This is a genomic window from Roseivirga misakiensis, assembly GCF_001747105.1.
In the GTDB taxonomy this organism is placed as follows: Bacteria; Bacteroidota; Bacteroidia; order Cytophagales; family Cyclobacteriaceae; genus Roseivirga; species Roseivirga misakiensis.
Genome location: NZ_MDGQ01000005.1, coordinates 265,620 through 279,885, shown reverse-complemented (window position 1 = coordinate 279,885; position 14,266 = coordinate 265,620). Strand labels below are relative to the sequence as shown.

Below are 14,266 nucleotides of genomic sequence, written 5' to 3'. Positions count from 1 at the left end.
CATTTAAAGGATAAAGTTTGAACAAAAAAAAGATAATCAATGATCCGGTCTACGGATTCATTACTATCCATAGTGAGCTCATCTTCGATATCATCGATCATCCCTACTTTCAGCGGCTTCGGAGAATCAAACAATTGGGGCTAACCGAACTTGTCTATCCCGGAGCTCACCACACTAGATTTCATCATGCCATTGGTGCGATGCACCTCATGAAAGAAACGCTAGAGAACCTGAGAACCAAGGGCATTGAAATTACTGATGACGAATTTGAGGGTACCTTGGTGGCGATCCTACTCCACGATATTGGCCACGGACCCTTTTCACATGCTTTAGAAACTACTTTACTGACAGGTATAGCACACGAATGGATCTCTCGACTGACAATTGAGCGATTAAACAAGGCGCTAGATGGACGACTAGAAACGAGCCTTTCCATATTCCTAGGCACCTATCATAAACAGTTCTTGAGTCAATTAGTCTCAAGCCAATTAGATATAGATCGTTTAGATTATTTGAAGCGTGACAGTTTTTTCACGGGAGTTTCAGAAGGCACAATTGGTGCTGAGCGCATTATAAAAATGCTTAATGTAAAAGACGATCAGTTGGTGGTAGAAGAAAAGGGAATCTACAGCATTGAGAACTTTTTAAGTGCCCGCAGGCTCATGTATTGGCAAGTTTACCTGCACAAAACTAGCGTTAGCTCAGAAAAAATGCTGATCAGCATCATAGAAAGAGCAAAGGCATTGACCCAATCGGGTGAAAAGGTCTTTTCGAGTAGTAGCCTAAGGCTTTTTCTCGAAAACAACTTTAAAAAGGAAGATTTTGCCCAGAGAACAGAAACGCTATCCTCATTTCTAACTTTAGATGACTATGATATTTGGGGAGCAATAAAGGTTTGGAGCGAGCATGAAGACCTCATTCTTTCCAAACTCTGTAAAATGCTGTTAAGCCGATCGCTCTTTAAAATAGAAATTACTCCTGAGCCTGTTTCAAAAACTGAAATCAAAGCACTTGAAAAGTCGATTCAAGAGAAATACAATATCACCGCGGAAGAGGCCAAATATTTTTACTCCACAGGCAACTTGACCAATAGTGCTTATTTGTCCAACGACAACAGCATCAAGATTTTATCTAAGTCTGGTAAAGTTAGAGATGTAGTAGAAGCCGCAGACTTGCCGAACATAAAAGCCATGAGCAAAATAGTCCGCAAGTATTATCGTTGCTGGCCAAAAGACATATCTTTGTGATCCTCAGAAATTAAGAATGGAAATATCAATTGAACAAGTAGCACAACTTATCGAAGGCACCGTAGATGGCGATGGTTCAGGCACGGTAGATCGTTTAGAGAAAATTGAAGAAGCTACACAAGGCAGTATCGCTTTTTTAGCAAATCCAAAGTACACACCCCACCTCTATTCCACGCAGGCTAGTGCTGTAATTGTAAAGCATGATTTTGAAGCTGAAAAAGACTATACCACTACACTAATTCGTGTAGAAGATCCTTATTCTAGCTTTGCAAAGCTGCTTGAGGCATATCAGCAAATGACGGCTGTTGAAAAGAAAGGGATTGAAAATCCATCTTTTCAAAGTGAATCGGCTCAAATCGGTGAAAATGTATACTTGGGTGCGTTCTCCTATCTAGGTGAGCATGTTAAAATTGGTAACAACGTAAAGATTTACCCGAATTCTCATATTGGTGACAACGTAGAAATCGGAGATAATACGATCATTTTTGCTGGCGTAAAAATATATGCTAATTGTAAAGTTGGTGCTCACTGTATCCTACACTCAGGTGCCGTTGTCGGTAGTTATGGATTTGGCTATGCCCCACAAGAAGACGGTACTTTCAAAGCCATACCGCAAACCGGAAATGTAATCATAGAGGACAACGTGGATATAGGTGCCAACACCACAGTGGACTGTGCTACAATGGGCTCCACAATTATTAGATCCGGCGCAAAACTCGATAACCTGGTACAGGTTGCCCATAATGTAGAAATTGGTAAGAATAATGCCATTGCTTCGCAAGCTGGTATCTCTGGAAGTGCTAAACTTGGTGCGAATGTTCAAGTAGGTGGTCAGGCTGGAATTACTGGTCATTTATCGCTAGCCGATAGAACAATCATCGGTCCACAGGCGGGCGTACCGAAAACAATATCGGAAGAAGGAAAAGTATGGTTTGGATCGCCAATCATGGAACACAGGGAATTTTTGAAGTCGAGTATTATTTTAAGAAACCTTCCAAACCTCATCCAGAGAGTCAAGGATCTAGAAAAAAAGTCATAAATTCGCGGAATTTTCGCGCAAATAGATGAAAACGAAGCAGCATACAATTCAGGAGAAAGTAACGGTCTCAGGTGTTGGTTTACACACTGGTGTTACAGCTAACATGACCTTTGTTCCCGCACCTGCAAATCACGGTATTAAATTCCAAAGGGTAGATTTACCAGGAGAACCGGTGGTTGATGCAGACGTAGATTATGTCGTTGACCTATCTCGCGGTACTACCATAGAACATAATGGTGCAAGAATCAACACAGTTGAGCATACACTTGCGGCGTTAGTTGGTTTGGAGATTGACAATGTCATGATTCAGCTTGATGGACCCGAACCTCCAATCTTGGATGGTAGTTCTATGATGTTTATCGAAGCACTCGAGAAAGTGGGTGTGGAAGAGCAAAATGCACTTAGGAACTTCTTAGAAATAAACGAGAGTATCATTTACAAGGATGAAGATAGAGATGTAGAGATTGCTGCACTTCCTCTTGATGATTTCCGCGTTACCGTGATGGTAGATTACAATTCTCCCGTTTTAGGAAGTCAGCATGCCTCCTTGACTAGTATTTCCGACTTTAAAAAAGATATAGCCTCGAGTAGAACATTCTGTTTTCTACATGAACTAGAAATGCTTTACAAAAACAACCTCATTAAAGGCGGTGACCTTAATAATGCCATTGTGGTTGTGGATAGAGTGGTTCAAGATGAAGAATTGGAATACCTCGCAGGCCTTTTTAATAAGCAGAAGGTTGAGGTAAAAAAGGAAGGCATTCTGAATAATGTTGACCTTAGACATAAGAATGAGCCAGCGAGACACAAATTACTAGATGTAGTCGGTGACTTGGCCTTAGTCGGAAGACCAATTAAAGCACAGATATTGGCAGCTAGACCGGGGCACGCAGCCAATGTAGCTTTTGCGAAAAAATTAAAAAAGGCAATGCTCGATTCAAAGTCGAACGTTCCACATTACGATCCGAATACGGAACCCGTAATGGATATCAATCAGATTTCACAGATTCTCCCGCATCGTTATCCGTTTTTGTTGATTGATAAAATCATTCACCTAGACGAAGTAATGGTCGCAGGGATAAAAAATGTGACCATGAACGAGCCTTTCTTCCAAGGGCATTTCCCAGGCAACCCAGTAATGCCTGGCGTGCTACAAGTTGAAGCAATGGCTCAAATTGGAGGTATATTGGTGCTAAATACTGTACCTGACCCAGAAAATTACACCCCTTATTTCCTAGGCATAGATCGTTGTAAGTTTAGGAAGATGGTAATTCCAGGAGATACCATTAAATTCAAGTGTGAACTTACGGCTCCAATCAAAAGAGGAATTGCTCAAATGAGAGGTTTTGCTTACGTAGGTAATACTTTAGTTTGCGAAGCATCAATGACAGCTAGAATTGTAAAGAACCCATGAACCAGCCATTAGCTTACATTCATCCCGAAGCAAAGATTGCAAGAAACGTTGTGATCGAACCTTTTGCTTCAATTAGTAAAAACGTTGTGATCGAAGAAGGCACATGGATTGGCTCTAACGTTACAATCATGGAAGGTGCCCGAATCGGAAAAAACGTAAAGATTTTTCCTGGTGCGGTGGTATCTGCTATTCCTCAAGACAAAAAATTCGGTGGTGAAGATACTACGCTAGAAATTGGTGATAACACAGTCATTCGAGAATGTGTTACGCTAAACAGAGGTACCGATGCCACTAATAAAACGGTGATCGGTAGCGATACGCTCATCATGGCATATACGCACGTTGCCCACGATTGTATTGTTGGTAACAACTGTATTCTTGTGAACGCGGTACAGCTTGCTGGCCACGTAACTATTGAAGATTGGGCCATTATTGGTGGTGCTGCGGCTGTTCATCAGTTTGTGAATATTGGTGCACACACAATGGTATCAGGAGGTTCACTTGTCAGAAAAGATGTACCACCTTTCACCAAAGTAGGTCGTGAACCTTTGAGTTATGCAGGTATTAACTCAGTGGGGCTTCGTAGAAGGGGTTTTTCAAATGAGAAAATCACAGAAATTCAAGAAATCTATCGATACATCTTTCTTCGTGGACTAAACAACTCCAAGGCCTTAGATTTGGTGGAACTTGAAATGCAACCAACTAAGGAAAGAGACGAAATCATTAACTTTTTCAGAGGTTCTGATAGAGGTGTAATGAAAGGCTACAATGCACGATAAATATGAGGATTGAGGTCAAAGATCTGGGCAAAAAATTCAATAAAGAATGGATTTTCAGACACCTCAACACCGAATTTCTCCAAAACCAATCATACGCCGTTACTGGTGGAAATGGTAGCGGAAAATCTACCTTTATTCAAACCTTAATTGGCTACATACCTGCCAATGAAGGTGAGATTACTTTTGAAAGTAACGGCACAACTATTCCAGAAGAAAAGGTTTTTCAACACCTTGATATCATAACGCCTTACCTTGAATTAATAGAAGAATTTACTCTTGACGAATTTTTAGCGTTTCATTTTAAATTTAAAACGTTAAGCAATGGGTATTCCATAGATGACTTTGTGAATAAGGTCTATCTGGAAGCTGATCGGGGTAAGCAAATCAAGAATTACTCATCGGGAATGAAACAAAGACTAAAGTTAGGCTTGGGTTTTTTCTCTAAAAGTGAAGTTTGTCTATTAGACGAACCAACCACAAATCTTGATGAGCAGGGGATCGCTTGGTATTTAGAAAATGTCAAACCTTTGCTAGGCAAAAAGCTATTGATCATTAGCTCGAACCAGAAAAAGGAATACGACTTTTGTGACAACGTCTTACATATTGCAGATTACAAGTGATATTGACGCTGTAGGAATGTGCGATTATTAGATTTTATAACTATTATTGATACTTCAAGTAAAAAGAAATGAATCGAATAAAATATTACCTCTTTAGTTTGTTAATCGTTGCTTCACTAGGTGTAATGTCATGTGGTGGTGGAGATGATGACGGACCATCTTTAACTCCTGAGGAGCAACGACTTGTAGACTTAGTAGGGACTACTGGAAGTACTTGGGAAGCAAGCTCTATTACGTTTGATGGCGCTCCTGCAGAAGGTTTCGATGCTTTCAGTTTCACTTTAAGAGGAACTACAACCAGCAAAACGTACACAAGTATTGATGGCGATCCGCTATTCCAAGCGAGCGGTACTTGGGATTTCAATGGTGATAACTTAAACGAGTTAATTTTCGATGGTAATACGAATAACGTCTTTGTTTTGAGTAACCTTAACACAGTAGCCACTCCGAATACACTAAGATTATCTGTTGATTTTACCACACCAGGTGGTGGTGTAGCCTTCGGAACAGATGGACTTTACGTGCTTAACCTAGTAGAAGCGCAGTAAACCATTCTTAAAAGAAAAAATTAAGCCTTTCCGCAAATGCGGAAAGGCTTTTTATTTTATTCACCCCTTGTTAGGCTTAGCCAATTGCAATTATTTAAGGCGAACGACTGTAATTCCAGCGCCGCCTCTATCCACATGCTCGTCTTTTAAACTACTAATTTGCTTAAAGGAGCTTAAGTGGTTTCTAGCTACTTGCCTCAGTACTCCATTTCCTTTTCCATGAAGAATCTGAAGCTCTTTTTCGTCCAACAAAATCGCTTCATCGAGCCATTGATCTAAAATTGAAATAACTTCTTCGGCTCGTTTTCCTCTAATATCCAACTTGGCCGAAAATCCGGCTCGTTTTGCTGTATAATCAAAACTACTGAAAGACTGATTTTGCCCCTGCTTTTTATACGCCTTTCGATTTACTTTCTCTAGTCGATTAAGTTTCACAAAAGAAGTAAGTGCACCCATTTTTAATTCTGCATCCTTACCTTTTATAGCAGCGACTTGGCCAACCGTTTCCTGACCTTTGACCATCACGTAATCGCCAACTTCAATAGCTACATTATCGGCTGCTTTTGCTAACGCCTCCTTCACTTGATGCTTACTTTTCAAATCATCAAGCTTTTCGCGCTGTGCCTTTACCACACGTTTATCGGCCTCTTTTTCTTTTATCACACGAATAGCTTTTTCGACTTCTTTATTCGCGTTTGAAATGATAGACTGGGCTTCTTTTTTGGCTGCGTTCAGTACTTTTCTTTCTTGTTTTTCTAGGTGAGTCTTTAAATCTCTGTATTGTGCGGTCAGTTCTTCTAATTCAACTTCTCTGGACTTTAATCGATCAGCTGCTTTGTCTACTGCTTGCTTCTGAGATTGTAGTTCTCCAAGCATTTTATCTACAGAGACCTGTTTCACTCCGACCCTTCTTTTTGCCTGCTCGATAGTAGATTTCGGTAATCCGATTTTTGTTGCAATCTCTAGTGCAAAAGAGCTACCTGGTTTACCAACTTCTAATTCGTAAAGTGGCTGTAAATTTCCGATATCATAGCGCATGGCACCGTTCGCGAGTCCAGCGTTCTTATCGGCATAGTCTTTTAAGTTTCCGTAGTGGGTCGTAATAACCCCCATTCCCTTGGCCGCGTTCAATTCCATGAGAATCGCCTCGGCTATCGCACCGCCATATTGTGGCTCCGTACCTGTTCCAAATTCATCGATTAGAAAGAGACTCTTCTTATTGACATGACTGAGTAAGTTTTTCATGTTAATAAGGTGAGAACTATAGGTACTCAGGTCATTTTCAATAGACTGTTCATCACCAATATCAATAAACAAATCCCTAAAAAGCGTAAACGTGGAGCTTTCATCTACCGAGACTAAAAGGCCACACTGAAACATATATTGCAGCAGGCCAACGGTTTTTAAACAAACACTTTTTCCACCTGCATTTGGCCCTGAAATGATAACTATTCTCTCTTCTCCATTTAGTCCGATTGTTAAAGGGACCACAGGTTTATTAAGCTCCTTATGCTTTTGTAAGAGTAAAGGGTGCCTTGCTTTCAACCAATCAAAGCTCCTCATCTCAGACCATTGAGGCTTACAGGCTTCAATGCTCAATGCGTAACGTGCCTTTGCTCTAATAAAGTCAATGAGGCCCAGAAATTTCATAATGCCTTGAAGGCTCTCTATCTCTGGACGTAAAAGATCGGTTAACTCCGTGAGTATTCTCACCACCTCTCTTTGCTCAGCGTATTCTAGTTCTTGAACCTCATTATTGATTTCAAAAACTTCATTTGGTTCTAAGTAGACGGTTTGGCCCGTGGCCGACTCGCCATGTACAAGACCTTTAATTCGTCTTTTATGTTCCACATAAAGTGGGATTACCATTCGGCCATTTCTAATCGTTATAGAAAGGTCGTCTGGAGTATAACCTTCTTTTTTAGCATGAGAAATTATCCGATCAAGGGAACCTCTTAAGCGTTGCCTTTGTGAAGCGATCGCTTTTCTTAATTGATAAAGTTTATCGCTCGCATTATCTTTTAGCTTTCCGCGTTCATCAAAAACTTTGTCAATCGACCAAAGTAAGTTTTCATTAAAATATACCGGATGCGTCAGCTCAGAAAGGACAGGGTAATCTTCATGTTTTTCTCTAAAAAAATCAAGACACCGATTCAGCGTTTTCAGGGTCAAAACGATGTCAAAAAACTCCTCTTCGGCCAAATGCGAATTCTCTACTCTTGCTTTATTGAAATAAGTAGAAATGTCAATGTAATTGGAGTTGGGAAAGAGGTCTCCACTTTCAATTATTCTGACAAACTCGTCTGTTTGGGAAAGCCATTTATCAATAAGATTTCGGTCGGACGAGAATTTGATTTTATGAACAAATTCATGGCCCAAGTTGCTTTCACAAGCTTCTTGAAGGCTTAATCTGATTTTATCGAATCCTAACTTAGACTCTAAATTTTTGGGGTAAAGCATTTATTTTGAGCTCCTTCTGCCAGAAGTAAGGTACTGTTGCCTCATCTTTAAGCTATCGATCACCACGTTGGTGATTTCAATAAATTTCTTGGTATGTAATAGATAATAATCGTAACTCTTTTGGTAAAGTGCTGAATCGACTTGCTGTTTTTCAAAAATCCTTCTTTCCAGTTCCTTGTAAACTATGTTTGCAGAGTCTTTGCTAATGGTTACCGTGGCAACTTTTCCTTCTGCTTCGCGAATATCTATCAAGAGAGAAACCATCTGCTCTTGGCTCAAAATATCCGCTGGCCCTTCTTCTTTTTTCCCACAGGAAAAAACAATTATAACAACCACATATAAAAAAACCTTTTTCACCTCAGCTCGTCCAAGTTAATTTCGACAACTCTTTATTCTTACGAGATGTAAAAGTAAAGGATATGACGGAGGAAAACCCCAAGAATTAACCAAAATTAAGAAGCAAAGGCCTTTTCAGAACTCAAATAAGTCATATTTTTGACTCTTTATTATGGAGCATATTATTTCCAAACTTAGGAAGTACGAAATACAAATTAGAAAAGCCATCAATTCGCGAATGCAGGGTGATTTTCACTCTATTTTCAAGGGCTCAGGTATGGAGTTCGACGGTGTACGTGAATACCAATATGGTGATGACACGCGGAGTATTGACTGGAATGTATCTGCGAAAGGTCATGGTACATTTGTAAAGACTTTCAAGGAAGAAAAGGAACAAACTGTTTTTTTCTTGCTGGACGTTAGTGCTTCTCAGGAGATCGGTAATCCTGGTGCTCAAAAAGTAGACATTGGTAAAGAAATTACTGGCGTGCTGACGCTAGCTGCCATCAAACAGCAAAATCGTGTTGGTCTTTTAACTTTCTCTGACCAAAAAGAGAAATACATGAAGTCGGGCAAAGGTGTAAAACATGGCTATGCTATCATTCATGAGTTATACAATCACAAACCAAAATCTACTAGAACCAAAATTGACGAAGGCTTAAAAAGGGCATTGGAAATCATTCATAAAAAGAGTGTTATTCTAATTATCTCTGACTTTATCGACGAGGGTTACGAACAAAGCTTGCGTTTAATTGCCAAGAGACACGATGTTGTTGTTATTCATCTAAAGGACGATCGCGAAACGCATTTACCAAACTTGGGCATTGTACCTGTTTATGACAAAGAGAATCAAAAGACAGTTTGGGTAAATACCTCTTCTAAAGACTTCAGAAATAAGCTCGAAAAAACCTATAGTGCCAACAAGGGTGAATTAGAAAAATTTTGCAAAAAACACCAGATCAACTACTTAGAGATTAATACAAAAGACAATTACGTCCCGCAATTGATTAAGCTCTTTATGATCAGGAATAAAACGATGAAACGTGATTAGAAGGTTTTTTGGACTCCTAGTATTAGTTACTGTTTTAATAAGTGCTGCCCACGGGCAGGACAATAAGCCCTATGGCTATTTCCTGAAGGATAGTGTGAAAATTGGAGAGTCGGTAGTGTACTCTTTGAGCTATAAAGATCGCAAGAATCGAAAGGTCATTTTTCCTGATTCCTTGTTTGATTTCTCCCCTTTTGAACTTTTGGGGAAAGATTATTTCGACACGGAATCAGATTCAATTAATAGTATTGACAGTGCGGTTTATCGTTTAGCTACATTTGAAATAGACACTGTACAACGTTTAAGTTTACCTGTTTTTCTAGACACAGGTTCCGATAGCCTAGAACTTTTCAGCGACATAGATTCAATTATTTTAAATCAGGTGGTCACCATAATGCCAGATTCGGTAAGTATGGCAGAGACATCAGCATATCAGCCGACTTCATTACAGTTTAATTATCCTTATTGGGTAGTAGGCTTGGTTACACTTGGGTTTATAACGCTAGTGGTATTGATCGTTTGGGGAAAAGAGTTGAAAAAACGGATCAAGCTTTACCGTTTAAAGAAGCAACTCGCCAAGTTCAAATTAGAGTTTGATCAAGAAATTGAACATTTAAATGCAGATACGTCTAAGATGAAAATTGAATCTGTATTGAAGTTCTGGAAAAGCTATATGGAGAAATTGGAAAAGATTCCATACACCAAACTCACTACCAAAGAGCTCGTAAGTATTCAGGAAAATGGTTCATTAGAGGAAACGCTCAAGTCTATCGATAAAAACATTTACAGTCCTGTGGAAGTGACTGCTTTGCAAAACGATTTTGAGTTTTTAAAGGACTATTCGGAAGACAGATATAATCACGTAACGGAGGGAATCAAGAATGCTTGACCAAACGCTTTATAAATGGTATTCATTGGAGTGGTTCACTCCTACTGCTTTCAAATCATTTGATTGGGAATTCTTCTTTGTACTGTATGCCATTCCACTGGTGCTATTACTTTTTGTAATGAAGTGGCTTATCGGTAGTAAAATAAAACAAAAGCTACCCGTTGCTTTACCTAAAAAGGAGCTTTCGAAGCACTGGACAAGCTACTTAAGGTTTATTCCAAATGCACTTATGGCTTTGGCTTTAATCTTATTACTCACCGCATTGGCCAGACCGCAACGTACCAACGAACAAGTAGAACAATGGTCTGAGGGTATTGATATTGCTTTGGTGATTGATATTTCCGAGTCTATGCAAATCGAGGACTTTAAGCCAAATAGACTTGAAGCGGCGAAACGTACCGCCCGAACCTTTATTGAGGGTAGACAGCAAGACAGAATAGGTCTAGTCATATTCTCCGGCGATGCCTACTCATTGTCGCCGCTCACTACCGATTATGAGTTGTTATATAAGTTTATTGAAGAAGAGATTGACTTCAATAAAATCGAGAATCGCGGAACAGCCATAGGCAGTGCTATTGCAGTTGGCACTAACAGAATGCGGGAGTCTGAAGCTGCCTCAAAAGTGATGATTTTGCTATCAGATGGTGATAATACCGCGGGTAACATCGACCCAATTACCGCCGCTGAATTAGCCGCTGCTTACGACATTAAAATTTATACGATTGGTATAGGCAAAGAAGGTAAGGTGCCGTTTGGAAAAGACTTCTTTGGCAGACCAAATTATGTGGAAAACACACTGGATGAGACAACGCTCCGAGAGATTGCCAAAATAGGGTCTGGGCAGTTTTACCGAGTTTCCGATAACCAAGCACTAGCCAATGTATTCGGTTTAATTGACGAATATGAGAAGGCAGAAATTAAGGAAACACGTTACAAGAATACCACTGATTTTTACGCTATCTACTTGAGTTGGGGTATCGTGTTTTTTATCCTTTACTTGCTCTCGAAAAGTACTTTTATCAGCAATATTTTAGAGGACTAAAACCTAAAGACTAATCCAACGCTTTCTGGCGTAATTGTCACTTTATCTAACAAACTGGTCAACCCTTTACTCTTTGATTGAAGGGCAAGAAATAAGACGGCATCGAAGGCGAGTAGAAAGCCTCCTTGAAGTATCAATGACTTTCCATACCCACGCAATATATCTTGCTTATTAGGTCGAGTTTTAGCCATTTCCCGCATGAGATAACCTCCTGTAATATATGCCACGTCAAGCGCGGCATTCATGAGCACTATCTTGCTCATTTGATGAAACTCAGCCGTTGTTTCTGCCAGCGAGAGAGACGACGGATCTGTGATGATGGAATGCCTGAAACCAGGTACCGCTAGGGCTAAGTTCACTACATTCCAGAAAATATTCATTCTGTAGAAATGGGCTTGCTCATTTGAAGAGGGGTTTCTTAGTAGCACTCCATTAGTCGCCATATTACCCAACGCCCAGCCTCCTAAAACCATCATTCCGATTTTATTGACATGCAAGCGCTCTTGGTTAAACTCCGTCAATTCGGAAGTTTGTGCTACGGCATCAAACGTAAATAGGGTGAAAATGGAAATGACGAGTAGGTACTTCTTCATAGCAAATAGAAATCTATGAAACCTTAACTCATTAGCTCAAAAAGAGTTTAAAACGGACTAGAACAAATGAATGTCGTAACCCTCCAACACGAAATTGAATAGTCTAAGACTAAAAACAATGAGGGCTACGCCTACCACGCGATTCATAATTTTCATAAACCTTGGGGTCACAATCTGGCTTAGCTTTACCGCAAAATGTGCCTTCAGTACATCTACTGAAAATACTGTAGCAATCACCACTATAAAGAAATAGATCGCTTGATTGGTATTATAGGCCATATCCAACGTGACTTTGCTCATAATACCTATCCAGAAAATGAGTACAAAAGGGTTAATACCGTTTAACGCGAATCCTTTTACAATCTGTTGAAACCATTTGGTCTCTTCGGCATGCAATTGTTTCAACCCTTTGGTGGGAATAGGTTTCAATAGGTACACGAACCCAAATACGAGCATAATTGTACCTCCTATGCCACCTAGCCACATATTGAATGATGGATTATCGACGAATTGGGATACACCTAGATAAGTGACCACAATGTAGATACTATCGCTGAGCGCGATCCCAACTGCCATAAAAAATCCAGAGAAAAACCCTTTTTCAATAGAGTTTTGAATCAATGCGAAAAAGACTGGACCGATTAAAACGCACAGCAGCAATCCATAAAGTAAGCCATTAATGATTATATCCATGCTCCTCTAGACTTGCTCCGTCACAAAAGTCGTCCAACTCTCTAATTTTTCTTTCTTTAGTACACGGGGAAATTTGGTTTGACCACCCTCTTTACCTTCGGATCTAAGCCAGTCATAGAAAACCTCAGTTGGTAGTACCTCAAGTCTCACATTTTTCAATGCATGCTGACGTTCAACTCCATAATCGTCATTAAGTTCTTTTAAACACTGATCGATTCTCTCCATTAAGGCAGTTTCCTCGACCTCATCATCGGTACCGATATACCAGTGATGGGCAAAGAGTTTACCATCAGGAACACCTGCCACAGTGAATTCCTTTATTCCGATATTGAATTCAGTCGAAGCCATTTCTATGGCTCTATTCATATTATCGACCGATAAATGCTCACCACAGAGACTTAAGAAATGTTTTGTTCTTCCTGTGATGATAATTTCTGAGTTACGCTTATTCAAGAATTGGATAGTGTCTCCTATCATGTAGCGCCAAGCACCAGAACAAGTGGAAATAAGAAGCGCATAATCCTTTCCTTCTTCGACTTGATCGATCATCAGGGTTTCAGGATTATCCACGATCTGCCCATCTTCATCAAAGTTTTGCTCATTAAAGGGTACAAACTCATGGAATATTCCTCCATTGAGCATTAACCGCATGGATCGCTTATTAGGAGCATCCTGAAAAGCGATAAAACCTTCAGAAGCTAAATATGTCTCGATATAATGAATCGGGCGCCCTAGTAACTTATCAAAACTCTTTTTATATGGCTCAAAAGCGACTCCTCCATGTACAAAGGCCTCTAAGTTTGGCCAAATGTCATGGATATTATTCAAGCCATAACGCTTAATAATTCGCTCTATCAAGATCGTCATCCAAGCTGGCACACCTACAATCATACCGATATTCCATTTGGGTGCAGACTCTACAATTTCTTCAAGCTTGGTTTCCCAATCTTTATGTTTCTTGATTTTTGGTGTTGGTCTAGAAAAGCCTTGTATCCAAACTGGCAGTTGACCTGTGGTGATCCCACTGAGGTCGCCGTAATAGTAGTTTCCAGAAAAATTTAGCGCTGTACTTCCACCAAGCATAAGCATACCAGACTGAAAGAATTTATCTGGCAAATCGTACTTCGAAAGGGTGTAAATATGCCTTGTTCCTGTTTTACGGATTTGGCGGGTCATATCCTTAGTTACGGGAATATATTTAGACGCTGCCCCTGATGTACCAGAACTTAAAGCAAAAAACTTAGTCTTGCCTGGCCAACTCACATCTGCTTCGCCGTCTCGAGTTTTACGCCACCAATCATCGTTCATTTTATCATAATCCGAAACTGGAACATTAGCTTTAAACTGCTCAAAGAAATCGTGTGGACCTGAACTCCTGAATTTTTCTAAAACGCTATGAAAGTCGTATTCTCGACCGAATTGTGTATTGCGTGCACTGATCAATAGCTTAGAAAGCTCCTTTTTCTGTAAATCGTACGGGGAAGTGTAGTCTTGCTCCAATGTCTCACGAAGCTTGATACCTTTCTTTAATATTGATCCAATTATCGGCATTCCTTAC

Annotated in this window: 14 protein-coding genes; 9 read left to right on the top strand and 5 right to left on the bottom strand. The window is 40.0% G+C overall.

What is annotated here, in order from left to right:
* The first annotated feature begins 17 nt into the window (after positions 1-17).
* The 6 genes from BFP71_RS08960 to BFP71_RS08935 all read left to right on the top strand — a co-directional run bounded on the left by BFP71_RS08960 (position 18) and on the right by BFP71_RS08935 (position 5,647).
* Complete coding sequence (locus BFP71_RS08960; protein WP_069835150.1) at positions 18-1,247, top strand: HD domain-containing protein; 1,230 nt, start codon at positions 18-20, stop codon at positions 1,245-1,247.
* Between the two features lie 16 nt (positions 1,248-1,263).
* Positions 1,264-2,286 (top strand): UDP-3-O-(3-hydroxymyristoyl)glucosamine N-acyltransferase, encoded by a 1,023-nt coding sequence (gene lpxD / locus BFP71_RS08955; RefSeq protein ID WP_069835149.1) that lies wholly within the window; start codon positions 1,264-1,266, stop codon positions 2,284-2,286.
* A gap of 25 nt (positions 2,287-2,311) precedes the next feature.
* The gene (locus BFP71_RS08950) at positions 2,312-3,700 is read left to right on the top strand and encodes a bifunctional UDP-3-O-[3-hydroxymyristoyl] N-acetylglucosamine deacetylase/3-hydroxyacyl-ACP dehydratase (protein ID WP_069835148.1); all 1,389 of its coding nucleotides are present in this window, start codon (positions 2,312-2,314) and stop codon (positions 3,698-3,700) included.
* Complete coding sequence (gene lpxA / locus BFP71_RS08945) at positions 3,697-4,479, top strand: acyl-ACP--UDP-N-acetylglucosamine O-acyltransferase (protein ID WP_069835147.1); 783 nt, start codon at positions 3,697-3,699, stop codon at positions 4,477-4,479. The genes BFP71_RS08950 and lpxA overlap by 4 nt, the downstream gene beginning before the upstream one ends.
* Positions 4,480-4,481: 2 nt before the next feature.
* Positions 4,482-5,099 (top strand): ABC transporter ATP-binding protein, encoded by a 618-nt coding sequence (locus BFP71_RS08940; RefSeq protein WP_069835146.1) that lies wholly within the window; start codon positions 4,482-4,484, stop codon positions 5,097-5,099.
* Positions 5,100-5,167: 68 nt separating this feature from the next.
* Positions 5,168-5,647, top strand: coding sequence for a lipocalin family protein (locus tag BFP71_RS08935; protein ID WP_069835145.1), 480 nt, complete (start codon positions 5,168-5,170; stop codon positions 5,645-5,647).
* A gap of 90 nt (positions 5,648-5,737) precedes the next feature.
* On the opposite strand, the gene BFP71_RS08930 is transcribed toward BFP71_RS08935, so the two are convergent.
* Together BFP71_RS08930 and BFP71_RS08925 are read right to left on the bottom strand one after the other, a co-directional pair.
* Positions 5,738-8,107 carry an endonuclease MutS2 gene (locus BFP71_RS08930; RefSeq protein ID WP_069835144.1) on the bottom strand — a complete coding sequence of 790 codons (2,370 nt, stop codon included), beginning with the start codon at positions 8,105-8,107 and terminating at the stop codon, positions 5,738-5,740.
* Complete coding sequence (locus tag BFP71_RS08925) at positions 8,108-8,464, bottom strand: DUF4296 domain-containing protein (protein WP_069835143.1); 357 nt, start codon at positions 8,462-8,464, stop codon at positions 8,108-8,110.
* 151 nt (positions 8,465-8,615) lie between these two features.
* On the opposite strand from BFP71_RS08925, the gene BFP71_RS08920 reads away from it, so the two are divergent.
* The 3 genes from BFP71_RS08920 to BFP71_RS08910 are packed head-to-tail and all read left to right on the top strand — an operon-like array spanning position 8,616 to position 11,422.
* Positions 8,616-9,494 carry a DUF58 domain-containing protein gene (locus tag BFP71_RS08920; RefSeq protein ID WP_069835142.1) on the top strand — a complete coding sequence of 293 codons (879 nt, stop codon included), beginning with the start codon at positions 8,616-8,618 and terminating at the stop codon, positions 9,492-9,494.
* The gene (locus tag BFP71_RS08915; protein ID WP_069835141.1) at positions 9,487-10,380 is read left to right on the top strand and encodes a LapA family protein; all 894 of its coding nucleotides are present in this window, start codon (positions 9,487-9,489) and stop codon (positions 10,378-10,380) included. The genes BFP71_RS08920 and BFP71_RS08915 overlap by 8 nt, the downstream gene beginning before the upstream one ends.
* Entirely contained in the window at positions 10,373-11,422 is a 1,050-nt protein-coding gene (locus tag BFP71_RS08910) for a vWA domain-containing protein (RefSeq protein ID WP_069835140.1), read from the top strand. Before BFP71_RS08915 ends, BFP71_RS08910 begins: the two co-directional genes overlap by 8 nt.
* Here the strand turns inward: BFP71_RS08910 and BFP71_RS08905 are convergent.
* The 3 genes from BFP71_RS08905 to BFP71_RS08895 are packed head-to-tail and all read right to left on the bottom strand — an operon-like array spanning position 11,419 to position 14,259.
* The gene (locus BFP71_RS08905) at positions 11,419-12,015 is read right to left on the bottom strand and encodes a DUF6992 family protein (RefSeq protein WP_069835139.1); all 597 of its coding nucleotides are present in this window, start codon (positions 12,013-12,015) and stop codon (positions 11,419-11,421) included. The genes BFP71_RS08910 and BFP71_RS08905 overlap by 4 nt on opposite strands.
* Positions 12,016-12,072: 57 nt before the next feature.
* Positions 12,073-12,708: a LysE family translocator gene (locus BFP71_RS08900; RefSeq protein ID WP_069835138.1), complete on the bottom strand. Its 636-nt coding sequence runs from the start codon at positions 12,706-12,708 to the stop codon at positions 12,073-12,075.
* Positions 12,709-12,714: 6 nt separating this feature from the next.
* Positions 12,715-14,259, bottom strand: coding sequence for a GH3 family domain-containing protein (locus BFP71_RS08895; protein WP_069835137.1), 1,545 nt, complete (start codon positions 14,257-14,259; stop codon positions 12,715-12,717).
* Positions 14,260-14,266 lie beyond the last annotated feature (7 nt).

Excerpts from the sequence above, each read along its gene's own strand:
- lpxD (WP_069835149.1), top strand. The coding sequence starts at position 1,264 with ATGGAAATATCAATTGAACAAGTAGCACAACTTATCGAAGGCACCGTA.
- BFP71_RS08950 (WP_069835148.1), top strand. The coding sequence starts at position 2,312 with ATGAAAACGAAGCAGCATACAATTCAGGAGAAAGTAACGGTCTCAGGT.
- lpxA (WP_069835147.1), top strand. The coding sequence starts at position 3,697 with ATGAACCAGCCATTAGCTTACATTCATCCCGAAGCAAAGATTGCAAGA.
- BFP71_RS08940 (WP_069835146.1), top strand. The coding sequence starts at position 4,482 with ATGAGGATTGAGGTCAAAGATCTGGGCAAAAAATTCAATAAAGAATGG.
- BFP71_RS08935 (WP_069835145.1), top strand. The coding sequence starts at position 5,168 with ATGAATCGAATAAAATATTACCTCTTTAGTTTGTTAATCGTTGCTTCA.
- BFP71_RS08930 (WP_069835144.1), bottom strand. The coding sequence starts at position 8,107 with ATGCTTTACCCCAAAAATTTAGAGTCTAAGTTAGGATTCGATAAAATC.
- BFP71_RS08920 (WP_069835142.1), top strand. The coding sequence starts at position 8,616 with ATGGAGCATATTATTTCCAAACTTAGGAAGTACGAAATACAAATTAGA.
- BFP71_RS08910 (WP_069835140.1), top strand. The coding sequence starts at position 10,373 with ATGCTTGACCAAACGCTTTATAAATGGTATTCATTGGAGTGGTTCACT.
- BFP71_RS08905 (WP_069835139.1), bottom strand. The coding sequence starts at position 12,015 with ATGAAGAAGTACCTACTCGTCATTTCCATTTTCACCCTATTTACGTTT.
- BFP71_RS08900 (WP_069835138.1), bottom strand. The coding sequence starts at position 12,708 with ATGGATATAATCATTAATGGCTTACTTTATGGATTGCTGCTGTGCGTT.
- BFP71_RS08895 (WP_069835137.1), bottom strand. The coding sequence starts at position 14,259 with ATGCCGATAATTGGATCAATATTAAAGAAAGGTATCAAGCTTCGTGAG.